The sequence below is a fragment of the Pseudomonas sp. AC255 genome (assembly GCF_979258175.1).
The window spans coordinates 1,958,595-1,982,948 of the sequence record NZ_OZ409841.1; the positions used below are offsets into that span (position 1 = coordinate 1,958,595).

At 58.4% G+C, this 24,354-nt stretch carries 24 protein-coding genes; 19 read left to right on the top strand and 5 right to left on the bottom strand.

What is annotated here, in order from left to right:
* Positions 1-350: 350 nt before the first annotated feature.
* Positions 351-791 carry a carboxymuconolactone decarboxylase family protein gene (locus tag ACZZ0K_RS09100; RefSeq protein WP_258706795.1) on the top strand — a complete coding sequence of 147 codons (441 nt, stop codon included), beginning with the start codon at positions 351-353 and terminating at the stop codon, positions 789-791.
* 167 nt (positions 792-958) lie between these two features.
* Here the strand turns inward: ACZZ0K_RS09100 and ACZZ0K_RS09105 are convergent, their stop codons facing one another.
* A complete protein-coding gene (locus ACZZ0K_RS09105) occupies positions 959-1,261 on the bottom strand; it encodes a hypothetical protein (RefSeq protein ID WP_041480100.1) in 303 nt (100 codons plus the stop codon).
* A 149-nt stretch (positions 1,262-1,410) separates the two neighbouring features.
* Between ACZZ0K_RS09105 and ACZZ0K_RS09110 the strand changes: the two genes are divergently transcribed.
* The 3 genes from ACZZ0K_RS09110 to ACZZ0K_RS09120 are packed head-to-tail and all read left to right on the top strand — an operon-like array spanning position 1,411 to position 3,652.
* The gene (locus tag ACZZ0K_RS09110; RefSeq protein WP_463559063.1) at positions 1,411-2,133 is read left to right on the top strand and encodes an STN domain-containing protein; all 723 of its coding nucleotides are present in this window, start codon (positions 1,411-1,413) and stop codon (positions 2,131-2,133) included.
* A complete protein-coding gene (locus ACZZ0K_RS09115) occupies positions 2,130-2,681 on the top strand; it encodes an RNA polymerase sigma factor (RefSeq protein ID WP_256810106.1) in 552 nt (183 codons plus the stop codon). Before ACZZ0K_RS09110 ends, ACZZ0K_RS09115 begins: the two co-directional genes overlap by 4 nt.
* A gap of 32 nt (positions 2,682-2,713) precedes the next feature.
* The gene (locus ACZZ0K_RS09120; RefSeq protein WP_463559064.1) at positions 2,714-3,652 is read left to right on the top strand and encodes a FecR family protein; all 939 of its coding nucleotides are present in this window, start codon (positions 2,714-2,716) and stop codon (positions 3,650-3,652) included.
* Between the two features lie 417 nt (positions 3,653-4,069).
* Here the strand turns inward: ACZZ0K_RS09120 and ACZZ0K_RS09125 are convergent, their stop codons facing one another.
* Both ACZZ0K_RS09125 and ACZZ0K_RS09130 read right to left on the bottom strand, forming a co-directional pair.
* Positions 4,070-4,678 (bottom strand): prepilin-type N-terminal cleavage/methylation domain-containing protein, encoded by a 609-nt coding sequence (locus ACZZ0K_RS09125; RefSeq protein WP_463559065.1) that lies wholly within the window; start codon positions 4,676-4,678, stop codon positions 4,070-4,072.
* Positions 4,675-5,121 (bottom strand): GspH/FimT family pseudopilin, encoded by a 447-nt coding sequence (locus ACZZ0K_RS09130; RefSeq protein ID WP_339101463.1) that lies wholly within the window; start codon positions 5,119-5,121, stop codon positions 4,675-4,677. The genes ACZZ0K_RS09125 and ACZZ0K_RS09130 overlap by 4 nt, the downstream gene beginning before the upstream one ends.
* 120 nt (positions 5,122-5,241) lie before the next feature.
* Here ACZZ0K_RS09130 and ACZZ0K_RS09135 point away from each other — a divergent pair, with 120 nt between their 5' ends.
* From ACZZ0K_RS09135 to ACZZ0K_RS09160, 6 genes are all read left to right on the top strand, one after another.
* On the top strand, positions 5,242-5,673 hold the full coding sequence (locus ACZZ0K_RS09135) for a type II secretion system protein N (protein WP_463559066.1): 432 nt from the start codon (positions 5,242-5,244) through the stop codon (positions 5,671-5,673).
* A 238-nt stretch (positions 5,674-5,911) separates the two neighbouring features.
* The gene (locus ACZZ0K_RS09140; RefSeq protein WP_463559067.1) at positions 5,912-6,610 is read left to right on the top strand and encodes a toll/interleukin-1 receptor domain-containing protein; all 699 of its coding nucleotides are present in this window, start codon (positions 5,912-5,914) and stop codon (positions 6,608-6,610) included.
* Positions 6,611-6,672: 62 nt separating this feature from the next.
* On the top strand, positions 6,673-6,804 hold the full coding sequence (locus ACZZ0K_RS09145) for a hypothetical protein (protein ID WP_017337405.1): 132 nt from the start codon (positions 6,673-6,675) through the stop codon (positions 6,802-6,804).
* A 625-nt stretch (positions 6,805-7,429) separates the two neighbouring features.
* Positions 7,430-8,317 carry a ParA family protein gene (locus ACZZ0K_RS09150; RefSeq protein WP_463559068.1) on the top strand — a complete coding sequence of 296 codons (888 nt, stop codon included), beginning with the start codon at positions 7,430-7,432 and terminating at the stop codon, positions 8,315-8,317.
* Positions 8,314-8,793 carry a hypothetical protein gene (locus ACZZ0K_RS09155; RefSeq protein WP_463559069.1) on the top strand — a complete coding sequence of 160 codons (480 nt, stop codon included), beginning with the start codon at positions 8,314-8,316 and terminating at the stop codon, positions 8,791-8,793. Before ACZZ0K_RS09150 ends, ACZZ0K_RS09155 begins: the two co-directional genes overlap by 4 nt.
* Before the next feature lie 3 nt (positions 8,794-8,796).
* A complete protein-coding gene (locus tag ACZZ0K_RS09160; RefSeq protein ID WP_463559070.1) occupies positions 8,797-9,495 on the top strand; it encodes a hypothetical protein in 699 nt (232 codons plus the stop codon).
* A gap of 905 nt (positions 9,496-10,400) precedes the next feature.
* Here the strand turns inward: ACZZ0K_RS09160 and ACZZ0K_RS09165 are convergent.
* The gene (locus ACZZ0K_RS09165) at positions 10,401-11,459 is read right to left on the bottom strand and encodes a phospholipase D family protein (RefSeq protein ID WP_463559071.1); all 1,059 of its coding nucleotides are present in this window, start codon (positions 11,457-11,459) and stop codon (positions 10,401-10,403) included.
* A 771-nt stretch (positions 11,460-12,230) separates the two neighbouring features.
* Here ACZZ0K_RS09165 and ACZZ0K_RS09170 point away from each other — a divergent pair.
* Complete coding sequence (locus ACZZ0K_RS09170) at positions 12,231-12,590, top strand: DUF6124 family protein (protein ID WP_463559072.1); 360 nt, start codon at positions 12,231-12,233, stop codon at positions 12,588-12,590.
* 365 nt (positions 12,591-12,955) lie between these two features.
* On the opposite strand, the gene gspI is transcribed toward ACZZ0K_RS09170, so the two are convergent.
* Positions 12,956-13,342: a type II secretion system minor pseudopilin GspI gene (gene gspI, locus ACZZ0K_RS09175; RefSeq protein ID WP_463559073.1), complete on the bottom strand. Its 387-nt coding sequence runs from the start codon at positions 13,340-13,342 to the stop codon at positions 12,956-12,958.
* 148 nt (positions 13,343-13,490) lie between these two features.
* On the opposite strand from gspI, the gene gspG reads away from it, so the two are divergent.
* From gspG to gspF, 8 genes are all read left to right on the top strand, one after another.
* Positions 13,491-13,949 (top strand): type II secretion system major pseudopilin GspG, encoded by a 459-nt coding sequence (gene gspG / locus ACZZ0K_RS09180; protein ID WP_076562599.1) that lies wholly within the window; start codon positions 13,491-13,493, stop codon positions 13,947-13,949.
* Between the two features lie 47 nt (positions 13,950-13,996).
* Entirely contained in the window at positions 13,997-14,917 is a 921-nt protein-coding gene (gspK, locus tag ACZZ0K_RS09185) for a type II secretion system minor pseudopilin GspK (RefSeq protein ID WP_463559074.1), read from the top strand.
* A complete protein-coding gene (gene gspL / locus ACZZ0K_RS09190; protein WP_463559075.1) occupies positions 14,914-16,035 on the top strand; it encodes a type II secretion system protein GspL in 1,122 nt (373 codons plus the stop codon). The genes gspK and gspL overlap by 4 nt, the downstream gene beginning before the upstream one ends.
* Entirely contained in the window at positions 16,028-16,576 is a 549-nt protein-coding gene (gspM, locus tag ACZZ0K_RS09195) for a type II secretion system protein GspM (RefSeq protein WP_463559076.1), read from the top strand. The genes gspL and gspM overlap by 8 nt, the downstream gene beginning before the upstream one ends.
* Positions 16,573-18,954 (top strand): type II secretion system secretin GspD, encoded by a 2,382-nt coding sequence (gene gspD, locus ACZZ0K_RS09200; RefSeq protein WP_463559077.1) that lies wholly within the window; start codon positions 16,573-16,575, stop codon positions 18,952-18,954. The genes gspM and gspD overlap by 4 nt, the downstream gene beginning before the upstream one ends.
* Complete coding sequence (locus ACZZ0K_RS09205; RefSeq protein ID WP_258706787.1) at positions 18,951-19,415, top strand: hypothetical protein; 465 nt, start codon at positions 18,951-18,953, stop codon at positions 19,413-19,415. The genes gspD and ACZZ0K_RS09205 overlap by 4 nt, the downstream gene beginning before the upstream one ends.
* A 2,290-nt stretch (positions 19,416-21,705) precedes the next feature.
* The gene (gene gspE, locus ACZZ0K_RS09210; RefSeq protein ID WP_252876416.1) at positions 21,706-23,112 is read left to right on the top strand and encodes a type II secretion system ATPase GspE; all 1,407 of its coding nucleotides are present in this window, start codon (positions 21,706-21,708) and stop codon (positions 23,110-23,112) included.
* On the top strand, positions 23,112-24,323 hold the full coding sequence (gene gspF, locus ACZZ0K_RS09215; RefSeq protein ID WP_258706786.1) for a type II secretion system inner membrane protein GspF: 1,212 nt from the start codon (positions 23,112-23,114) through the stop codon (positions 24,321-24,323). Before gspE ends, gspF begins: the two co-directional genes overlap by 1 nt.
* Positions 24,324-24,354: the final 31 nt, after the last annotated feature.

A 24,354-nucleotide genomic window follows, 5' to 3' on the forward strand; every position in this document is an offset into this window, starting at 1 on the left:
CGCAAGTCCCTGTGGGAGCGAGCCTGCTCGCGAAGGCGGTGTGTCATTGAACAGATTCGTTGTCTGACACTCCGCTATCGCTGGCAAGCCAGCTCCCACAAGTTTTTGCGGCGTGCACAAATCTTGTGAACGACGTTAAACCTTGTGGGAGCTGGCTTGCCAGCGATGGCGGTGGTGCAGTGGATGAATATTTGTCTGGGAAACCGCTTTCGCGAGCAGGCTCGCTCCCACAGGTATTGCGTTTGGCCGAGGTTCATTGGTGTAGCCGGAATTCATGGAATTGGGGCTGTAACACAGCCCGCACAGCCCTTACCGTGAAACTCATCATTCCGCCTGCCGAGAGCCGCGCCATGTCCCTGCGTCTGGATTACTACAACGCTTCGCCCAAGGCGATGAAAGCGATGCTTGCCATGGAGGCGCTGACCAGCAACCTGAGTATCGAAGCGCCGCTGCTGCAACTGATCAGAATCCGCGCTTCGCAACTCAACGGCTGCGCCTTCTGCACTGACATGCATTCGGTGGACGCGCGGCGGGCCGGGGAGAGCGATCGGCGCCTGTATGCGGTCGCGGTGTGGCGCGACAGCAACTTCTTCAACCCTCGCGAACGGGCGGCGCTGGCCTGGGCCGAGGCGGTGACGCTGTTGGCCGAAAGCCACGTGCCGGATAACGTCTACCAGCAGGCGCGCGAGCAGTTCGATGAAGGCGAACTGGTGGACCTGACCGTAGCGGTGAGCACCATCAACAGCTGGAATCGTTTGGCTGTCAGCTTCCGTCAGACCCCGAGTGACTGAAGATCAAAAGATCGCAGCCTTCGGCAGCTCCTACATGGAAACGCGCATCTGATCGTTCCCACGCTCCGCGTGGGAATGCAGCCCGGGAGGCTCTGCGTCCCATTGGAACGCGGAGCGTCCCTTGAGGCATTCCCACGCGGAGCGTGGGAACGATCGAAAGATCTTGCCTAATTCGCCGGCCGCTGCGGTTTCACTGATGTGCCAAAGGTGTTACCCATCCGCGTACTGGTCGCCGCCGGTGTCGCCAGCCCGACCTGATTCGGCGCGCGCTTGTGCACCGGCACATTCAACGCTTCCATATTCTTCTGCGCCGCCGCCGCGCCGTCGGGATTGTTGCCCATCTGCTGGCTCAGGCAATCGTAATTCGGCGCCTTGTAACCGCCGACCGTGACCTCGACACAGCCCAGCGGCTCTTCCGCCTGCGCCGCGCCCACTGTCATCAGCAAGACCCACATCCACCGCGTTTTCATGTCCGCCTCCTGGCCCGCCCGAATGGGCCGCTCTGGGGTTTGAGTCTAGTGCAAGCGCGGCGCAAAACCCGTGATGGTTTTTTGCACCGCCCGTCATACCAGAGTCATAAATGCCCCGCAGGATAGCGATTTTCAGGGGTGCGCCAGTCGTGCAGCGAGGCAGTTCGCGGATCAGTCTTCAGCGCTCGGCGACGCTTGTGCGCCGCGCGGGTCTGGGGTGGCTGCTCGGTCTGCTGGCCAACGCGGCCAATGCAGATCCAGCAGCGGCGGATATGCGCCTGACCTTGCACATCCCGGCGCAGGAACTCGCTCGGGCGCTGGATCAATACAGCCGCGCCACGGGCGTCGCGGTGCTGGTCGACAGCCAGTTGAGCCGGGGCCGCCGCTCCCTCGCCGTGGATGGCGAATTCACCGCCGCCGATGCCTTGCGCCATTTGCTCGGCGGCACCGGGTTGATGGCGCGCTATGCCCGCGCCGACGCGTTCACCTTGCAAGTGGCGCAGGTGGAAGATCTGCCGGTGCCGACGGACAAACCCACGCCGGCCGCTGTCGCGGTCAACCGCAGTTACGCGACGGCGGTACAAGCGGCGATCGAGCGCAAGCTGTGCCGCTCGCCGCTGACACGGCCGGGCAGTTATCGCGCGGTGTTGCATGTGTGGGTCGGGCGCGACGGCGTGGTGCAGCACAACCGGTTGGTCACTTCGACCGGCGATGTACGGCGCGATAACGCGCTGGTGGAAAGTTTTCGCAACCTCACAATCGATCGGCCGACGCCCAGCGCCTTGCGCCAGCCGGTCACGTTGCTGTTGTTACCGGAGTCGTCAGGGAAGCGCATGGAATGCACGAGATGGGAAGGAGTTTCCGGGGGATGAAAGACGCCGGACAAAGCGTGATGGGCCAGCTGTTCCTCAGCTCCTACGAGGATTTTCGCGTGCGCCTGCGCCGCCGCCTCGGCTCCGAGGACCTGGCCAATGACGTGCTGCACGAGACCTGGCTGCGGGTCGATCGCATGGAGACCCCGCCGAACCTGCTCAAGCCCAACGCCTACCTGTATCGCATGGCCCTGAACATCGCCGCCGACCGCCGTCAGGCCGATGCGCGCCTGCTCACCGGCACCGAAGTCGAGGAACTGCTGCAACTGGGCGACGAAGCCCTCGACCCGGAGCGGGTGGTCGGTGGGCAAAAGGAGATGCAGGCCCTGCTTAGCGCCTTGTACGAACTGCCCGCACGGCGTCGGCGGATCTTCATCGCCGCGCGGCTGGAAGAGGCGCCACACCTGGAAATCTCCCAGCGTTTCGGCATTTCCACGCGCATGGTCGAGAAGGAAATCAAAGCCGCGCTGGGCTTCTGCGCAGCAAAACTGGAAAGAAAAGTGTTTCAGCGGTTCGGTCGCGGGGCCGGAAAACCGTCTAGCGAATAGTGACCCGATTAATCCGTTGAGAATTTGCGCGTTTGAACATCTTTCGACTGAAACCCGCCGAGCCTTCGGCCACCGAGTTGCTGCACAGCGAAGCCCGCGACTGGCTGATCCTGCTGACCTCGGGCCGCGCCACCGTCGCCGACGCCCGCGCCCTGCGCGAATGGTGCGCGCAGAGTGGCGAACACGCCCGGGTCTTCGAAGAGGCCAAGCGGCTGTGGCATCACCTGCAACCGGCCGCCGAAGCCGTGCAGGGCCGACGCAGCTTCGGTCGACGGGCATTTCTCGGTGGCGCGATTGCCGCATCCGCCGCATTCCTGCTGGTGCGCGGGACGATTCCCGGCGGCTTCGAAGGCTTGGGCGCCGACTACATCACCGAAGTCGGCCAACAGCGCCGAGTCGAACCGGCACAAGGTGTCAGCCTCGAGCTCAACACCCAGACCCGCATCAACCAGCGCAGCGTCGAAAACGGCGTGCAGGGCTTTGAACTGGTCAGCGGCGAAGTCGAAGTACAAACCGCACGCCTGCCACTGGCGATGCAGGCCGGAGCAGGGTGGTTACGCGCCAGCCAGGCCCGCTTCAACCTGCGCAACACCGACCAGCAAGTCTGCGTGACCTGCCTCGACGGCGCGGTCGACGTCGCCATCGACGGCCGCAACCTGCGCCTCGAAGCGGGCCAGCAAGTCACCTACGACGCACGGCAAATCGGCAACGTACAAACCGTCGACACCGCCGCCGTGATGAACTGGCGCCAACAAGTGCTGGTGTTCAACGGCGCGACCCTCAGCCAGATGATCGACGAAATCAACCGCTACCGCCCCGGCATGCTCCTGCTACTCAACCGCGAACTCGGCCAACGCCGCGTCCAGGCCCGCTTCAACCTCGACCAACTCGCCGGCGTCGCCTTGCTGATCCGTGATGCGTACGGCGTCAAATGCACCGAACTGCCCGGCGGCGTGGTCGTCCTCAGCTGACTGCCTGCCACACACAGATCCCCTGTGGGAGCGAGCCTGCTCGCGAAAGCGGTGTACCACCCAACCCACTCTAACTGCCTAAATCCAGTCCCATTGTAGGAGTGAGCCTGCTCGCGATGACGGCCTAACAGCCAACCAACCTGCAACTGACCGCCCCCGATTCAATTGTGGGAGCGAGCCTGCTCGCGAAAGCGGTCTACCAGCTGACCAATATCTTCCGGTCGCACTCGAACCCTGTGGGAGCTGGCTTGCCAGCGATGACGGCCTAACAGCCAACCAAGCTAAACCTGACTGCCCCTAATTCAATTGTGGGAGCGAGCCTGCTCGCGAAAGCGGTCTACCAGTGGCAACAACATTGACTGACCCACCGCAATCGCGAGCAGGCTCACTCCTACAAAAAAGCCGCGGTGATCCCGGCTATTGCAACAACCCAATCACCTGCCGATACCGCTCAACCCCCTGCGCCGTCTGCCGACTCAAACTAATCTCCAACCCCAACGGGTCCTCCCGCCGATTCCCGCTCAACTGCCGCCACCCCTTATCCACCTCCCAAACCCGCACTTGCACATCACTCACCTCGTTCAACACCGCCACCCCATTCCCAGGCGCCGGCAACGGATAGCGACTGCGCGCTTCAGCCACCGCCCGATACAACGTATCCCCCTTGACCCACCACCGAACCCGCTGCAACGCCCCCGGCTGATCCGCCGCGCTACGAACAATGTCCAGCCGAAACCCCTTGCTGTCACTACTGCGCACCGTCACCGCCGGCGGCGCGGTCGGCGCCTCATCCTCAGCCCCAACCTTGCGCGGCTCGCTCAACTCCACCCCCGCGCGCAGGTCCACATCCCGCTGCAACTGATTCAACACCCGCAACAACCCATCGCTCTGCTCACTGCTCGCCTGCAAATGACTGTCCGCCCGCGTGACACTGTCCAGCCCGCGCCAGGCAATCAGACTCACCACCGCCATCAGCAGAATCGCGACCATCACCTCAATCAGAGTGAACCCTTGCTGAGTCTTCATTGAATACTGATCCGCCCACTGCCATCGCGCAGCACACTCAGCCGATTGGCCCCATCCGACAAAATCAGCCGCAACGGCGGATTGATCCACTCGGCATTCAGCACCACCGTCTGCCGAGGCTCCACACGCACCTCCACCTTCGGGCTCTGCCATGCACGCGGGCGCAACTGCGCATCCTCCTTGAACGACTCAAATCCCACGCCATCATTCCCACGCCGCCCAAAGCGAAACCCCTTGGCATCGGCGACCCACACAATCGGCCGCCCATCCGCGCGAGCCTCGGCCTGCGCCACCTGCAACAACTGCGCAACCCGCTCGGCATCCTTGCGCAACAACTGCAACGGATCAGGCCTGATACTCAAACTGATCGCCGCACTGGCAATGCCAATAATCACCAGCACCACCATCAACTCGATCAACGTAAAACCCTGCTGCCTGCTCATCACCCACGCGCTCCTTGGCGTCCCACCCCATCGTGCCGGGTGAACATGTAAGGCATGTGAAATAAAACGGAGAGAATTGCCGCGTAGGCTGGCAACAGGGACAACAAGGAGCGACAACCCATGAAATTCACCGCACGGATTACCCCAGCGCAAACCGTCCAGGCCCTGGCACTGCTCGCCGCCCTGGTGGGCGTCGCGACATGGTCGTCGCTGCTGCTGACCACGGCGGAATCCCACACACCCGCAGCCACCCCGCAAGTGCTCGCGGCGAGGAGCGATAGCCCGGCGTTGCAGTGGTTTTCCAATGAGATCGCACCGGTGGATATCAAAGTGAGCGGGGTGATCGCGGGCGGGAGTGGGACGGTGGCGATATTGAGTTTGAATGATGGCGCGCCGAGGAGTTTTTTGGTGGGGGAGAAGGTTGGGGTAGGGGTGAAGTTGGTGGGGGTTGAGGGGGATGGGGTGGTGATTGAGCGGGGTGGGGAGAGCGTGCGGTTGGGGGTTGAGAGGTTGGGGGAGGGGGTGGAGATGCCGAGGCTGATCCGGCCTTAACTGTAGGGAAGGAGAAGAATGGAGAATGAAGCCGCCAGCGAACAATCAGGCTAAGAAAGCTAGCGGAATTCACGCTATGAGCTATTGTCTGTGCCAGCATATTGGAATCATGATCTGAAGCGCAGATTGATTCCAATCCAACAAGGACGAGCTGCGGTGTTTCAAAAAGCTGATGGCTCGGCACAACCGCTGCTTAGTTATTGCTCGGGCAAGCAGCTACAACTGGAAGGTTCACGACATGTCTAGATGCACAGCACCGGTACACGGTCATCGTTCGGCAAGTGCAAGAGCAGCGTGTCCCGCATGTGGCAGCGGATATAGCGGATATAGTGGATACGGATCGCGATCGTATTCATCCTCTTCCTATTCATCCCCGTCAAATGGCGGGAGTGGTGGCAGTAGTGGCGGTTCATCCAGCAGCCCAAGGCCACGCTGGTCTAAACCCGGATCCTCTGTCGCCTACACCAACGCCGAGGTAAGGACGCTGACACCGGTACGCGAAAATTTCGAGAGGCGCGCGACAGTACCTGATCTACGTGACGTCTTTCTTTGTCACGCCTGGGACGATCGGAAAGGATCCGCGAAGGAGTTGCATGATGTGCTGGAGTCGCTCGGTGTCTCCGTCTGGTTCAGCGAGAAAGATGTCCTGTTAGGCTCTTCCCTATTGCGCGAAATTGATAAAGGCTTGGCAAAATCTCGAGTAGGAATTGTGCTGGTGACTCCGGCCTTGCTTCGGCGCCTGGCAGCCGAAGGCATCGCCGACAAAGAGCTATCCGCTCTCCTCGCAAGGGATCTGCTGGTTCCGATCATTCACGACACCACCTACGAATCGCTGCGCGAAGTCAGTCCTCTACTCGGTTCGAGAAGCGGCTTGAGCACTACTGAAGACACATTTGCCGATATCGCGGCCAAGCTGGCCGAGTTGGTCGCCCCGTAGCTTCACTGTCCATTCGTGCAACACTGCTTACAGACACGTTATCAATCGAAGGAATTAAACAAATGAGTATTAAACCAGGCCCCAAACCGATCGCTGAATCCACCGGCAAAAAAGACCAGCGCCGTCGCGTTACTGAGGAAAACAAACCCAAGCATCCTGATCTGGAAGTACACAAACACAAAAAGGGTGACTGATCATAAAAATGGTGGGAGCAGGGTGATCATGTAGGTTAGACCCGTTCTGGTCTTATTCCGCCTATCGGGTCCGACTGAAAACAGCCCAAAGTTCGCGCTAGCGACAGGCATAATCCGGCAAATGCAGTCACTCGACATTCCTTTGGCGGTCGGCAGTTGATGCACAACACTACTTGCAGCCTCGAATGCCTTACCCACCTTGCGGGCCAACCAGGTAGAACAATGGGTCCTCGCGAAAGGATGACAGGCGGAGATTCGGTTTTCACGTCTTCGATGTATGATCTTTTTCGGGGGGTAGCCGACCACCGCAAGCCCCGCACCTTATGGGGTTGCGACCCTATTCGCGACGACTCTGACCAGCCATGTCGATGGGTGCACGGTCTTAGTTGGTGTATAAGTGAATCTCCGATGTCCAGTACCCCCATCCGGTCGATAGCACTCGTTCACAATCCCATGAAAATCACGTTCTCAGGTCCGTTTGCGCCAAGTATAAAACTCAAAATCGGTACTTCTAAAAGTAAATGATCAGACTGATAGTCTATGCTCAGGTTTGAGTTTATGATATTGGTTCGATCACGCAGCTGATAATAAATACTTAGAAAACTCGACAGCAAGGGTAACAAGGATGACTCAAAGCAATGATGTTTCTAATGCGCCCGTTATAGCAGTCCTGAATATGAAGGGAGGGGTGGGAAAAACCACTATCAGCGCTCACCTATTTAGACATATGTTGGAAGTCTTACGGAAATCTATTCTCATTATAGATTTTGATCCGCAATTTAACTTAACGCAAACCTTGATGACTCAAGCTGAATATCAAACTTTCCAAAAAAATAACAAAACTATATTTTCTGTCATGGAGCCGCCCTCAGCTCCTACGTTATTCAAGATTGCGAAAAATTTGGGGCCCCCGCCCTTAGTTAGCGAAGTAACCAAGCAGCTTCGATATTGGACTGCAACTAAGAAAACGGCATTAGGACTTGTGCCTGGTGACTTCAGGATGACCAAGTACACGCTAGTAGATGACCCTAAGTCCTTGCAGCCAGTCCAAAAAAGATTTATGGAGTTTGTGGAGAATGCAAGAAAAGAATATGATTTAATAGTGATAGACTGTAATCCGAGTAGCTCCTTTATGAGTCTTTGTGCACTAACTGCTTCAAGTCATTTACTGATTCCCGTGAGGTCGGACTTGTACTCGATTTTAGGTTTGGAATTGTTGGATGAGTTTGTGAGCGGTCTGCCAGCGATCGTTAATAAGCCAAAACAAATTGTTCTAATAAATGGCGGGCCTGGAAGTGCTGTAAATGCCGAATTTGAAAGCACTTTGCGAGCAAACTCAAAATTTGGCCCTATAACGCTTCCTACCATCCTCAAATCATCCACCTTGCTGAGTGCAAAAGAGGGGAGAGTTGGTTGCGCAACGGATAAAAAACTTCCTCATGTAAATGCGCTTAAGCGAAATCTTACAAAAATCGTGAATGAGTTAAAAGTACCTCTAGGGTGGGGATTATGAATGCAGACATTAAAAAACTGTGCATGCTTCTTGCGGCAGCAGGATTTGATCGATATGGTGCTGAAGATGTCATTCAGGCCATAAAAAGTGCCGATACGAAAAAAATTCTATCGGAGTTTGATCGTTTTAATAGAGTGCTATTGGCTGGCGGGGAAGTTAGAGAGAAAACATTTAATAAGAAATATCAGGATGATTATTATAAGGATCGTAGTGTTGCTGAAAAAGTATATGATTTGTTGGTTGTGGAATCTAGGCTATCTGCGAAACAATCGTTTGCTGCGCTTGAGGGGATGCTTCAGGAGACTTATCCCAACAGAATGGTAATCGCACCAAACCCTAAAAGTGGTTTTACTGCTTGGGTTCGCTTATTGAGCAAAGACTTTAGTGATTCAGAATTGCTGCATGTTGCGAGTCGAATTCGCAATCAAATAGTACACGGACTAAACGAGAAAGATGACTGGGTTCTGAAGGAGTAAAAAATGCCGGCTCGAAAGCAACTAGTCGATCTTCTAAGTGCTGTTCACCAGTTTTCAGAAGTAAGTGGCGTTGATGTGATTACTGAAATTGACCGTCAATCGAAATTGTTCCTTGAGTGGGTGCCCTTTCTTAATAGTCTAAAAACCGGTGTTGCAGATGAACTACTTGATGGGGCGGTATCGTCTCTGAGAGAAGTGGCTGCTTGTTCTGGTCTAGGATTAGTAAGGCCGGCTTTGCTGGCGATGCGCACCGAAATTGATTTAATCCTTAGCTGGCTATACTTCAAAGATCATTCTGTGGAATGGGACTTTGTAAATGCTACAGGGGACGGCTTTAAGCTGAAAAAAGAAATTCTCGATTACTTAGGTAAATATTGTGCCGAATTTGGCTCTAGATATGGGATCTTGAAAGATACTATGACTCGTACAGAAGTGGATCCATATCGGCTTCTGTCAGCGCATATTCACTCCCAAAGTTTAAGCACCTTACCAATGATTGACGAGTTGAAAGATGTCGTGAGAGGAGGTGATTTTGTGAGTGATTTACCCAAGCTTGCGCATGAAGTAGATGAATATATCAGTGATACTCTTTTTTCGCTATTCGCATCCGGCTGGACACAAATTCCGGCAGCATTGATCTCAACACTCGATTCGCGCTTTAAATCAAAAGTTCAAAAGAAAACGTTCTTTAATGGTAAATAACTTCTTGATATTTTAAACGTCTGTAGATATTGGTAGCTGTCAGCGATTACAGAACAATTTGGGACGATTGCAGCCACTGGCTATCGCTTGGTACACGACGGGCAAATCATTTTGTTTTAGGCAATGAGGAGCGCTGCCGTTGAGTGCTTGATCCTAGAAACATAGAACCAGATAGACTCAAACGTATCAGGCGGCGGATCTCGTTAGAGCTACGTGACACAGGGGGAATCGATAGACATACATGTTCAAAAAAATATCTCGAGTCATGTTCCCAGGCTATCCTTTGGCCTTTGCCTACAGCGACGCCAAAATCTGCCGGCTTGTGCGCCTTAGGAGCGGGTTCTATTGTGGCGCTGTTGCTGACGAATCAGCGATCGGATTTGACCGTCCGCCCTCTATCAAGGCGCGCCAGCGTTCTGCACCTAATCAGGCATTGTCTGAAATTCTGTTGCGGTTGCTGTGCGTGGGACACCTTCAGGTGTGCCTGATTCCTTGATGTCCGGTCGGTCAACCCGCGTACAGCTGCCACCCTGTTTGTTTGACTGCGAACGGTGGCGGCTCCAATAATCAAGAAGCTTCACCATGATCAAACCAGCACCCAACCCACCCGGAACCGATCCTACGTCTCTCTACGAATTCCTCGATTCGAACAAAATTCACTAAGCTACTAACAGCGCGTTCGGTCATTCGAAGTCTGCAAAAGCCAAATTAAAGCAACGTCGCCACCCGGTTGGCCGAAGGGTAACAATGGTCTGACAGATCGAAGGTACACTTTTGGCTGATTTAAGCCGCGCGTCATAGGCAAGAGTGACTGAGGACGGAAATGCAGCGAGCGACGGCTGCGTACGCAACCGTGGCTAGATAGTCAGTCTGCTCGATAATTTTGGTGTCTTCGAACTCTATATTTACTTTGGTTCGTAAAAGATAGCGTCCAACATGGCCGCCCTTGCCTTCCAAGCCTTGAGATCTTTGCCTGATTTCGGCGGAGCTGAGTTCCACCAAGGGGCATGCATGATTCTCTCAATAACTTCTTCCCAGTAGCGCTCGTAGTCAAGCTGTGTGGAACTGTTCATACCAACGTCTTTAGCAAGCTTTTTGAGGTTCGCGCTGTCGACACAAAGGAACTGGTCTGGGCGCCTCATGCTCAGCAACCTCGTCGCAGTCCCTATGCCATCGCGGCCATTTGGGAATGCTTTCAAGTATTCGGCAATGAAGCGTTGGTACTGATCTTTAGTGACTGTACCAGCGGATGGTATTTGGTCTAGAGCACTTGATAAAAACTCAGGATTTTCAATTACTATGTTTTTGAAGGCACCAGCACCCTGCATGGAGCCAAACCAAGCTGCATGCTTCATTATCTTGTTTGGTATCCCAGCAATCGCTCGCCGAGTTTGAGCATCGACGTCCTTGAAGTGAGGTACGCTTGCAAATACCTTTTGGATCTTATCCAAGAGGTCCAGACGTTCATCGAAGCCGTGCAATTTGTCCTTCTTTAGCTCAGCAAGGAACGTTTTCCAATCCATGCTCATCACTTCTGATTCGATAGCTGACTTTGTCGGAGGCTTATCGCCGTAGTGATCTATGAGCTTGCGAAGCTCAGGTTGCTTGGTCTTCCAAATTCTGCGGTAGTTAACAGCTTCGGTTGGCGTTATAGATTTGGCTCGCTCCGCATAGCCTTCTATAACGGCTTGCAGGCCTTGAAAATGGTCGCCATCCTCATGAGAAAGAAGAGTGCAAAGTTCAGTGTTTTCTCGCAGTGCGCCGGCAGTGAAGTTGGCGCTGCCGATGATTGCTTCCCAATGATGGTTGCTCCAAAAGAGATATACCTTTGGATGAAATACGCCCTTGGGTTGTAGTACAAATTTGACGGTGTTGGATTGTAGGAAGTCGTCCAACACGTCAGGATGGGTCTGATAGAAATGGGTTCCAATCACTCCAATGCGAATTTTATCCTTATGCTGCAAGAGAAGCTCGTAGGGTTTCGTTGAGGCCGAAGCCCATGCGACCCCAATAGATATATTTGAGTAGCTCTTGATAAGCCGTTGGAGATTTTTTCTAAGTCTACAGCCGTGGTGATGAGCTTCATTTTCACTTCCGATTTAACGTCGACATTCAAGCAAACCACCGCTGACTTGCTTACTAATGGATCTTACTGAAGATTGGTATCTTTTTGCCATCATTTCTCTCAGGCAGACGCTACGCATGCAAAAGGTTGAGCACAGATTCGTGTGTGAATAAACCTCAAATATGTTCACTGCATTGATTCGCTTTTAACGACTACTTTTTGCCAAGGGCGGCTGCTGATTACCAGGGTTAAAAGGCAGCTCAGTAAGTTAGCGAGGGCACAAACCCTTTTGGTGGGCGTAGTTCAATGAGGCCTCGATAAGCGCCAACGTTTAAAAAGACATCTCCAGTCACGCTCCGAGGCTACATATCCTTGCGCCTTTGCCTACAGCTACGCCAGAATCCGCCGGCTTGTGCGCCTAGGGGCGGGGTTCTATTGTGGTGCGGTCGCTGACGAATCAGCGACCGGGTTTCGCAGCCCGGATCAATCAAGGCGCACAGCGCTCCAGTTCGTTGTCATTTTTGGCAATGGTGCTTTATGGCGGCTGTGCGCGGGATACCTTCGGGTATGCCGGGTTCCTTGATTCCCGGTCTGCGAACCTGCGTACAGCTGCCACCTCTCTTCGTTTCGCAGCGAAACGTGGCGGCTCCGATAATCAAGGAGCTTCACCATGATCAAACAAACACCCAACCCGCCCGAAATCGATCCCACGTCTCCCTACGAATCCCTCGATTCAAACAAGCTCCACGAAGCCGCTGACCGCGCGCTCGATCATTACCTGTCGCCAAACAATCTCCTGCCTCCGCCACGTAAGGCGCGTGGGATGTATGCGGTGACGGCGGATACCAAGAATGAAGAACTGTTGGCTGATGCGAGTGAAACGCTTGCTTCGGCGAAGACGATTGCTCAGGACATTTCCAGTCTGTTGCCGGCACCGCAGCGGCGGGCGTTGTTGGGGGTTGCTCAACTGATCATGCTGGGGGAGCTGGCGGTGAATCGGGTGATGGATAATTTGGAGGTGGCGGGGTGATGTCGTTGGCCTTGATCCGGCGCAGGGCCTTGGGATTTTAGGTGCGGCAGAAAAGCCCCTCACCCCAGCCCTCTCCCGGAGGGAGAGGGAGCCGACCGAGGTGTCTTGCGTTGTGCATCGACCTGGACGAGCCTGTTGATTATGGATTTTTGATGCTTATGCACCGCGGCAGAAGAGCCCCTCACCCCAGCCCTCTCCCGGAGGGAGAGGGGCCGACCGAGGTCTTTTGCGTTATACATCGACCTGGAAGACCTTAGCGGCTATGGCTTTGCTGGGCTTCAGCGGTGCTGGATTCAGAGCGATACGTTCAGGTCGGCGTGTGTCACGAATTTCCCCGAATCGGTTCCCTCTCCCTCGGGAGAGGGCTAGGGTGAGGGGCTTCCTGGCCGTGACAACAGGGTCTCCAGTCTGGCCAATGGCGGCGCATCTTGGTTGCGGTCGAATACCTGAATGCCAACCTTGAGCAGTCGCCCATTCTCTGCGCTGGCGATCACCTGTTCGCAGCGCAACATAAGCCGTCCTTGATCACATTCAACAGCCTTCATCCCATTCGGCAACCGGCCCTCCAGACGCAGCTCAGCCATCCGGCTCTGCGCAGCAATCATCGCCACCGACCGATCCCTTAAAACCCCGCTGCTCTGCGTCATCAACCCCGCGACACGCACGGCGGCTGACATGGCCACGGCAATAATCGCCAGTGCCACCAGCACTTCAATCAGGGTGAATCCTTCCTCTCGCGAACGCGCGCGCATACATGGCCCAAAACCAAAACCCAGCCCTCGACGCTAACCCGCGTCCTTGACGGCTTGACGACGGAAACACCCGAGGATTTTCAACATCCCTGACATATCTTCTTGCAACACTGCGCGTCGAATTCGGATCAAGCCAGGGAATGTCGAGATGGATATCGCACCTTTGAACACGCTCAGTCAGTCGCCGCGCATGCCGCGTGGGCAGCAGGGTTTTACCTTGATTGAGATCATGGTGGTGGTGGTGATTCTGGGGATTCTGGCGGCGATGGTGGTGCCCAAGGTGCTCGACCGGCCGGATCAGGCGCGGGCGACGGCGGCGAAGCAGGATATTGGCGGGTTGATGCAGGCGTTGAAGTTGTATCGCCTCGATCACGGCACGTATCCGAGCATGAATCAGGGGTTGAAGGTGTTGGTCGAGCGGCCGGCGGATGCGAAGAACAGTAACTGGCGTTCGTACCTGGAGCGTTTGCCGAATGACCCGTGGGGCCGGCCTTATCAGTACCTCAACCCGGGCGCGAATGGTGAGGTCGATATCTTTTCCCTCGGCGCCGATGGCCAGCCTGACGGCGATGGCGTGAATGCCGATATCGGTTCCTGGCAGTTGTAAGGCCGGCCGTGAACACAGGTTCGCTCAACGGGGCGAAGCAACGGGGCATGGCGATTATCAGTGCGTTGTTGATCGCGGCGGTGGTGGCGGTGATTGCGGCGGGTATGTTGACGCGCCAGAGCGTGGCGACCCGGGCGCTGGAGGCCGATCAGCAGCGGGTGCAGGGGCGTTGGCTGGCGCAGGGTGGCCTGGAGATCAGCCGGCAGTTGCTGTGGGATGCGCGGCTGCGTGATCCGTTGACCCGGCGTGATCAGCCTTGGGCGCAGCCGTTGCTGGCGTCGGGTTTTGCCGGGCGGCTGGAGGACGAGCAGGGCAAGTTCAACCTGCGCAATCTGGTCGCCAATGAGCGCATCGATGAGGCGCAGGTGCAGGCGTTCGAGCGCTTGTGTGAACTGATCGGTGTGAGTGCCGTTGTCAGCCAGCGCATCCGTCAGCGGGTGATTGCCGGTTATCCGCATTTGCTCAATGCGCAAATTGGTGCGACTGGCAAAGCCGGTTTCGACAGTGGCCGCGCGACTTCGCCCGATGCCGATCACAAACCGCAACCGCCGAAGGTGCCGATGCTGCGCACGCTGGATGATTTGCGCAGCGTCGAAGGCGTGACCGATGCGCTGATCGGCCAACTCGCGCCGTATGTGACGGTGATTCCGGCGACGACGTGGATCAACGGCAACACCGCGACGGCGCAGGTGCTGGCGGCGTATGTGCCGGGGCTTTCGCTGGAGCGGGCGACGGCGTTGATTGCCGAGCGTGACGCCGGGCGCTGGTTTATCAATCGCGGCGATTTCGTGAACCGCTTGCGCATGCCGCAGCTGGAAATGAGCAGCGTCAAGGTCGGTATCACCAGTGACTGGTTTCGTTTGCGCGGTGAAGCGCGGCGTGATCAGCGCCGGGTCAGCCTCGACGCGTTGCTGCATCGCAGTGAGGATCGGCTGCCGCAGGTGATCTGGTCGCGGGTGGGCGCATGAGTCAGTTGCGCGTCGCGTTGCCGCCGCTGGCGGAGCTGGAGTTGCACAGCGAAGTGAGTTGCGCCTGGCTGGATCGTCAGGGGCAGGTCAGTCGTGAGGAACGGCTCACTTTGAGTCAGTTGGGGCAACGGCCGAAGCAACCACCGCTGCTGTGTTTTCTGCATCCGGCCGACAGCCTGCTCGCCAGCATTGATCTGCCGCCGCTGCCCGCGAACAAAACGGCGGCCGCTGTGCAGTGTGCGGCGCAGGCGTTGATGCTCGGTGACAGCAGCCAAATGCATATCGGCCACAGCCCTCGTGATGCGAGTGGGCAGGTGCAAATCGCCTGGGTGGCGCGGCAGCACTTGCAGCGTCTGGCTGCGGTACTCAAGCAGGCGGGGTTGACGCTGCGCGGTTTGTATCCGGCGCCGTACAGCCTGCCAGTGCTGCCGGGGGTTGTCGCTTGTGTGGCGGACGGGCATTTGCTCCGGCGCGAGAGTTTGAACAGTGCGCAGGTTGAGCCGTTGCTCGGTGACGAAGTTGATGAGGCATCGTTCGCAGCTGAAGCGACGCAACGCTGGATCGGCCCCTTGCCCGGTTGGGGTTTGCACGGTGGTCTGCAACAAACCGGCGGCGAGCAACGTGGCTGGGGGCGCGCTGTCGGGTGTGTGGCTTTGGCCGTGGCCGTTTGGGTGATTGGCCTGAATCTTTATGCCGCCCGCGAAGCGCGGCAGGGCCAGCAGCTCAAGGCGCAGATGAGTCAGCGGGTGAAGCAGGCCTTCCCCGAATTGCCGGTGATTCTCAACCCGCTGCAACAGGCGCGTCAGCAACTGGAGCAGCGGCAAAAAGTCGCGGTCGATGACCCGGCGCAAAATTTCAATCGACTGGTGTTGCAGGCCGGCACTGGCATGCCGTTCATGGCTGGCAGTGTCGAGCGTCTGACCTATCGCGACGGCGTCTTGCAGTTGGCGCTGCTCAGCGATGCAAACCGTGGCGGCAACGACAAAGACTGGCAAAGCACGTTGGCCCAGGCCGGCATCAGCGTCACTGCCGATGACGCAGGCTGGACGCTGCGCCCGAGCGATGAATCCAGCGCCAACACCAACGAAGACGACGACAGCGGAGCAGACGATGAGTAGGGCGACGCTGGCGATTTACCGTGCGCGCTGGCAGCGCTTGCGCAGCCAGTTGCAGGCGCGTTGGCAGCCGTTGGCGTTGCGTGAAAAACGCATGGTCGCCGGCATGGCGCTGGTGCTTGTCGGTCTGCTGATCTGGCTGACGCTGGTCAAACCACCATTGGCCAGGATCACTTTTTGGCAGAGCGAAACGCCCAAGTTGCGCGCGCAAACCGAGGCGCTGGAAGTGCTGTTGCGTAGCGTCAATGTGCGGCCGCAGGGGCAGAGCGTTGACCAGTCGCTGGAGCAAAGTCTGCAAGCGGCGGGGCTCACCGGGCATTATCAATTACAAGCGGCGGAGGGCGGTGCGTGGCAGTTGAATGTCGACGCCGCGCCGGCCGATGCGCTGCTCGACTGGCTGCTCAGCCAGCCATCACAACTTTCTCTGCAGGTGGTCGAGGCGCAGTTGCAACGCGCAAACGAAACCTCGACCGATGTCACCGCCGGCACTTTGTCAGGCACCGTTCGCATGGATCAGGCGCAGGGCGCTAAGGAAGCTTCATGAAGGAGTCACGCTGCAAACCGGCACGTCTGGCGCTGCCGTTGTTGCTGATGGCATTGAGCGCGTGCAACAGCACCACGGCGCCGCAGAATCAGCCGCCGCTGTTGGTCGACAGCGAACTCGGGCGGCCGCTGGCCAATACCCAGCGCAGCGGCGATGCGGTGGCCGATCGCGAACGGGCGCAGGCTCAGGCGCGACCGGTGCCGAAGCAGTTGCATAACATCAGCCAGCGTGGGCGCAGTGGTGGTGCTGCGCCGAGCAATGCGATCCCGCGCAATCCGTTGGGCGAGCAACCGGTGACGCTGAATTTCGTCGAGGCCGATATTCAGGCGGTGGTGCGGGCGCTGTCGCGGGCCACCGGGCAGCAGTTTCTCGTCGATCCACGGGTCAAGGGCAATCTGACGTTGGTCTCGGAAGGTCAGGTGCCGGCCCGTCAGGCCTTTGACATGTTGCTCGCGGCGTTGCGCATGCAAGGCTTCAGCGTGGTCGATGTCGGCGGCGTGGCGCAGGTGGTTCCCGAGGCCGACGCGAAACTGCTCGGCGGGCCGATCTACAGCGCTGACAAACCGGCCGGCAACGGCATGCTCACGCGCACGTTTCGCCTGCAATACGAAAACGCGGTGAACCTGATCCCGGTGCTGCGCCCGATTGTCTCGCCGAACAATCCGATCAATGCCTACCCCGGCAATAACACGGTGGTGATCACCGATTACGCCGAGAACCTCACCCGCGTCGCGCAGTTGATCGAGAGCATCGACACGCCGAGCGCGATCGACACCGATGTGGTGCAGATCCAGAACGGCATCGCTGCCGACATCGCGCCGATGGTGGCCGACTTGCTCGACGCGCCGGGCAATGATCCGACGCAGAAAATCGCCGTGATCGGCGACCCACGTTCCAACACCATCATCATCCGCGCCGGCAGCCCCGAGCGCACCGAGCTGGCGCGCAACCTGATCTACAAACTCGACAACGCGCAGAGCAATCCGAGCAATCTGCACGTGGTTTATCTGCGCAACGCCCAAGCGGCGAAACTGGCGCAGGCGTTGCGCGGTTTGCTCACTGGAGAGAGTGACAGCGGCAGCAGCGACGCGGCGCGTTCGGTGCTCAGCGCGATGGGCAGCAGCACCGGCGGCAATGCCGGGCAGAACGGCCAGAGCAGCACGCCGAGCACTGGCACTTCAACGACGACTGGCAGCGGCGCAACCGGCGGCAGCTATGCGCAGGGCAGTGGCGGCGCGGCGAGCAATGGCGGTACGCAGAGTAGCGAACAGGACGTGGCTTTCAGCGCTGGTGGCGTGACGATTCAGGCTGACGCCACCACCAACACGCTGCTGATTTCTGCGCCGGAACCGCTGTATCGCAACCTGCGTGAGGTTATCGATTTGCTCGACCAGCGCCGTGCGCAAGTGGTGATCGAAAGCCTGATCGTCGAGGTTGGCGAGGACGATGCCAGCGAATTCGGTGTTCAATGGCAGACCGGCAATCTTGGCGGCAAGGGCGTGATCGGTGGCGCCAATCTGGGTGGCGCGGGTCTCAACACGGGTGCCAAGAACAGCATCGACGTACTGCCGCAGGGTTTGAACCTCGGCTATGTCAACGGCACGGTCGACATCCCCGGCATCGGCAAGATTCTCGACCTGAAAGTGCTGGCGCGGGCGCTGAAGAGCAAGGGCGGCACCAACGTGCTGTCGACGCCGAACCTGCTGACCCTGGACAACGAAGCGGCGAGCATTTTTGTCGGCCAGACCATCCCGTTTGTCAGTGGCAGCTACGTCACCGGCGGCGGGGGCACCAGCAACAACCCGTTCCAGACCGTGACCCGCGAAGAGGTCGGCCTCAAGCTCAACGTACGCCCGCAGATCTCCGAGGGCGGCACGGTGAAGCTGGATATCTATCAGGAGGTCAGCAGCATCGATGAGCGCGCGTCCAACAGCGTGACTGCGGCGGGCATCGTCACCAACAAACGGGCGATCGACACCAGCATTCTGCTCGACGATGGGCAGATCATGGTCCTCGGCGGGTTGCTTCAGGACGGCTACAGCCAGAGCAATGATGCGGTGCCGTGGCTGGGCAGCCTGCCGGGCATCGGCGCGCTGTTTCGCAACGAACGCCGGGCGATCACCAAGACCAACCTGATGGTGTTCCTGCGCCCGTACATCATCCGCGACAGCGAAGCGGGGCGCAGCATCACCCTCAACCGCTACGACTTCATGCGCCGCGCCCAGGGCGGCTTGCAGCCGGAACGCAGCTGGGCGATGCCCGACATGCAGGCGCCGCAATTGCCGAGCGCTGCGCAAGGCGTGCCAGCGCCGGGGCCGACATCAGGCCCACGCGCCACGATCAAAGCCGTACCGATTGAAGGGAGCACCCGGTTTTGACTGAGATGATGACTGTGGCGAGGGGATTCATCCCCGCTCGGCTGCGCAGCAGTCGTAAAACCGGTACACGCGATTTGCCTGTAGAAACCGGTTCTCAAGGTTTGGGTCTGCTTCGCAGCCCAACGGGGATAAATCCCCTCGCCACAGGGGATCGCATTGCCCCAGAGAATCTCATTGCCACAGGGAATTCCACTGCCACGGTACCGATTGAAGGGGAGCACCCGGTTTTGACTGAGATGATGACTGTGGAGAGGGGATTTATCCCCGCTCGGCTGCGCAGCAGTCGTAAAACCGGTGCTCGCGATTTGTCTGTAGAAACCGGTTCTCAAGGTTTGGGTCTGCTGCGCAGCCCAACGGGGATAAATCCCCTCGCCACGGGGGATCGCATTGCCACAGGGGATCGCATTGCCCCAGAGGATCCCATTGCCACGGTCTCGATTGAAGGGAGCACCCGGTTTTGACTGAGATGATGACTGTGGCGAGGGGATTTATCCCCGCTCGGCTGCGCAGCAGTCGTAAACCGGGCACACGCGATTTGCCTGGAGAAACTGGTTCTCAGGTTTTGGGTCTGCTTCGCAGCCCAGCGGGGATAAATCCCCTCGCCACAGGGGGGCTCATTGCCCCAGAGGATCCCATTGCCACGGTCTCGATCGAAGGGAGCACCCGGTTTTGACTGAGATGATGACTGTGGCGAGGGGATTCATCCCCGCTCGGCTGCGCAGCAGTCGTAAAACCGGTACACGCGATTTTCCTGGAGAAATCGGTTCTCAGGTTTTGGGTCTGCTTCGCAGCCCAGCGGGGATAAATCCCCTCGCCACAGGGGATCGCATTGCCCCAGAGGATCCCATTGCCACGGTACCGATTGAAGGGAGCACCCGGTTTTGACTGAGATGATGACTGTGGCGAGGGGATTCATCCCCGCTCGGCTGCGCAGCAGTCGTAAAACCGGTACACGCGATTTGCCTGTAGAAACTGGTTTTCAAGTTTTGGGTCTGCTTCGCAGCCCAACGGGGATAAATCCCCTCGCCACAGGGATCTCATTGCCACAGAGGATCGCATTGCCCCAGAGGATCCCATTGCCACGGTACCGATTGAAGGGAGCACGCGGTTTTGACTGAGATGATGACTGTGGTGAGGGGATTTATCCCCGCTCGGCTGCGCAGCAGTCGTAAACCGGGCACACGCGATTTTCCTGGAGAAATCGGTTCTCAGGTTTTGGGTCTGCTTCGCAGCCCAGCGGGGATAAATCCCCTCGCCACAGGGGATCGCATTGCCCCAGAGGATCCCATTGCCACAAGGGATCCCATTGCCACGGTTTCGATTGAAGGGAGCACCCGGTTTTGACTGAGATGATGACTGTGGCGAGGGGATTCATCCCCGCTCGGCTGCGCAGCAGTCGTAAACCGGGCACATGCGATTTGCCTGGAGAAACCGGTTCTCAAGTTTTGGGTCTGCTTCGCAGCCCAACGGGGATAAATCCCCTCGCCACAGGGATCTCATTGCCACAGAGGATCGCATTGCCCCAGAGGATCCCATTGCCACGGTACCGATTGAAGGGAGCACGCGGTTTTGACTGAGATGATGACTGTGGTGAGGGGATTTATCCCCGCTCGGCTGCGCAGCAGTCGTAAACCGGGCACACGCGATTTTCCTGGAGAAATCGGTTCTCAGGTTTTGGGTCTGCTTCGCAGCCCAGCGGGGATAAATCCCCTCGCCACAGGGGATCGCATTGCCCCAGAGGATCCCATTGCCACAAGGGATCCCATTGCCACGGTTTCGATTGAAGGGAGCACCCGGTTTTGACTGAGATGATGACTGTGGCGAGGGGATTCATCCCCGCTCGGCTGCGCAGCAGTCGTAAACCGGGCACATGCGATTTGCCTGGAGAAACCGGTTCTCAAGTTTTGGGTCTGCTTCGCAGCCCAACGGGGATAAATCCCCTCGCCACAGGGGATCGCATTGCCCCAGAGGATCTCATTGCCACAGGGGATCCCATTGCCACGGTACCGATTGAAGGGAGCACGCGGTTTTGACTGAGATGATGAATGTGGCGAGGGATTTATCCCCGCTCGGCTGCGCAGCAGTCGTAAACCGGGCACACGCGATTTTCCTGGAGAAATCGGTTCTCAGGTTTTGGGTCTGCTTCGCAGCCCAGCGGGGATGAATCCCCTCGCCACAGGGGATCGCATTGCCCCAGAGGATCTCATTGCCACAGGGGATCCCATTGCCACGGTACCGATTGAAGGGAGCACCCGGTTTTGACTGAGATGATGATTGTGGTGAGGGGATTCATCCCCGCTCGGCTGCGCAGCAGTCGTAAACCGGGCACATGCGATTTTCCTGGAGAAACCGGTTCTCAAGTTTTGGGTCTGCTTCGCAGCCCAACGGGGATAAATCCCCTCGCCACAGAGGTTCCCATTGCCACAGGGGATCTCATTGCCACAGAGGATCGCATTGCCCCAGAGGATCCCATTGCCACAAGGGATCCCATTGCCACGGTTTCGATTGAAGGGAGCACCCGGTTTTGACTGAGATGATGATTGTGGCGAGGGGATTCATCCCCGCTCGGCTGCGCAGCAGTCGTAACACCGGTACACGCGATTTGCCTGTAGAAACTGGTTTTCAAGTTTTGGGTCTGCTTCGCAGCCCAACGGGGATAAATCCCCTCGCCACAGAGGATCGCATTGCCACAGAGGATCGCATTGCCACAGGGGATCTCATTGCCACGGTGGATTGTGGGGAGGAAGGGCGATGAGTGTATTGCCGTACGCCTGGGCCAAGGCGCAGCGCATTCTTTTGCGCGATGGCGTGCTGACGGTGTGCCCGTCAACGCCGGGCTGGTCGATCAGCGAAGTGCGTCGGCAGTTCGGCGCGACGCAGGTCGAGCGGGTGCGTGATGACGAGCTCGACGGTTTGCTCGCCAGCGCTTACGCCGATACCGGCAGTGCGGCGGCGGTGGTGGGTGCTGCGGAAAACGAAGTCGATCTCGATCGGCTGATGCAGGACATGCCGGAGATCACCGACCTGCTCGACACCCAGGACGGCGCGCCGGTGATTCGCATGATCAACGCCTTGCTCACCCAGGCCGCGCGCGATGAAGCCAGCGACATTCATATCGAACCGTTCGAAACCCATTCGGTGGTGCGCTACCGCGTCGACGGCACTCTGCGCGACGTGGTCTCGCCGCGCAAGGCGTTGCACGGTGCGCTGGTGTCGCGGATCAAGATCATGGCTCAGCTCGACATCGCCGAAAAACGCTTGCCGCAGGACGGTCGCATTGCCTTGCGCGTAGCGGGGCGGCCGATCGATATTCGGGTGTCGACGGTGCCCACCGGCCACGGCGAGCGCGTGGTGATGCGCCTGCTCGACAAACAGGCCGGGCGCCTGCATCTGGAAACTTTGGGCATGGATGCGCAGGTGCTGGCCAAACTCGATCATTTGATCCGCCAGCCCCACGGCATCGTCCTGGTCACCGGGCCGACCGGCAGCGGCAAGACCACCAGCCTCTACGCGGCGCTGGCGCGGCTGGATGCGAGCACCAGCAACATCCTCACCGTGGAAGATCCGGTGGAATACGATTTGCCGGGGATCAGCCAGATTCAGGTCAACGCCAAGATCGACATGACCTTTGCCCTCGCGCTGCGGGCGATTCTGCGCCAGGACCCGGACATCATCATGATCGGCGAGATCCGCGATCTCGAGACCGCGCAAATCGCCGTGCAGGCCTCGCTCACCGGGCATCTGGTGCTGGCGACGCTGCACACCAACGACGCGGTGTCGGCGGTCAATCGCCTGATCGATATGGGTGTTGAGCCGTTCTTGCTCGCGTCATCCATGCTCGGCGTGCTTGCGCAGCGCCTGGTGCGACGCCTGTGCAATCAGTGCAAACAGGAAGACCCGGCGACGCCCGGCACCTGGCGGCCGGTCGGTTGCGCGGCGTGCAATCACACCGGTTACAGCGGCCGCACCGGCATCCACGAATTGTTCTGCATCGACGACAACATCCGCACGCTGATTCACCAAGGAGCAGGGGAGCAGGCCCTGCGCGCGGCGGCGTCGAAAGCGGGGATGTTCAGCCTGCGTGAGGACGGTGAGCGCTGGATTCGCAGCGGTGCCACCGCGCCGGAAGAAATCCTTCGTGTGACACGGGACGCCTGATGAATCGCTATCGCTTTGAAGCGGCGGATACCACCGGGAAAATCGAGTCCGGGCACCTTGAGGCGGACAGCCAGAGCGCGGCGTTCAGTGCCTTGCGCGGGCGTGGCCTGACGGCGCTGTCGGTGCACGAGGAAAGCAACGTCGCCCGACACGGCGGCGGCGGTTTGTTCAGCGCCAGACTCTCCGACAACGACCTCGCCTGGGCCACCCGGCAACTGGCGAGCCTGCTCGGCGCCAGTCTGCCATTGGAAGCAGCGCTGAGCGCCACGGTCGAGCAGGCCGAGAAAAAGCACATCGCCCACACCCTCAGCGCCGTGCGCGCCGATGTGCGCAGCGGCATGCGTCTGGCGGAATCGCTGGCGTCGCGGCCACGGGATTTCCCCGAGATTTACCGCGCGCTGATTGCCGCTGGCGAAGAGTCCGGCGATCTGGCGCAGGTGATGGAACGGCTGGCCGATTACATCGAGGAACGCAACAACCTGCGCGGCAAGATTCTTACCGCGTTCATCTATCCGGGCGTGGTCGGGCTGGTGTCGATCGGCATTGTGATTTTCCTGCTCAGCTACGTGGTGCCGCAGGTGGTCAGCGCGTTTTCCCAGGCGCGGCAGGATTTGCCCGGGTTGACCCTGGCGATGCTCACCGCCAGTGATTTCATTCGCGCCTGGGGTTGGTTGTGTGCGGCGCTCATGGCCGGGGCGTTCTGGAGCTGGCGTCTATATTTGCGCAATCCGGCGGCGCGTTTGAGCTGGCATCACCGGGTGCTGAAGCTGCCGCTGTTCGGGCGTTTCATTCTCGGCCTGAACACCGCGCGCTTCGCCTCCACGCTGGCAATTCTCGGCGGTGCCGGCGTGCCGTTGTTGCGTGCGCTGGAAGCAGCGCGGCAGACCTTGTCCAACGACCGCTTGAGCCTGAGCGTCAGCGAGGCCACGGCGAAGGTGCGCGAAGGCGTCAACCTCGCCGCCGCGCTGCGCGTGGAGAATGTCTTCCCGCCGGTGCTGATTCACTTGATCGCCAGCGGCGAGAAAACCGGTTCGCTGCCGCCGATGCTCGAGCGCGCGGCGCAGACGCTTTCCCGGGACATTGAACGACGGGCGATGGGCATGACCGCGCTGCTCGAGCCGCTGATGATTGTGGTGATGGGCGGGGTGGTTCTGGTGATTGTGATGGCGGTGTTGTTGCCGATTATTGAGATCAATCAGTTGGTGCAGTAGCCGCTTTTGATGTTGGCCGGGCCGGCCTCAT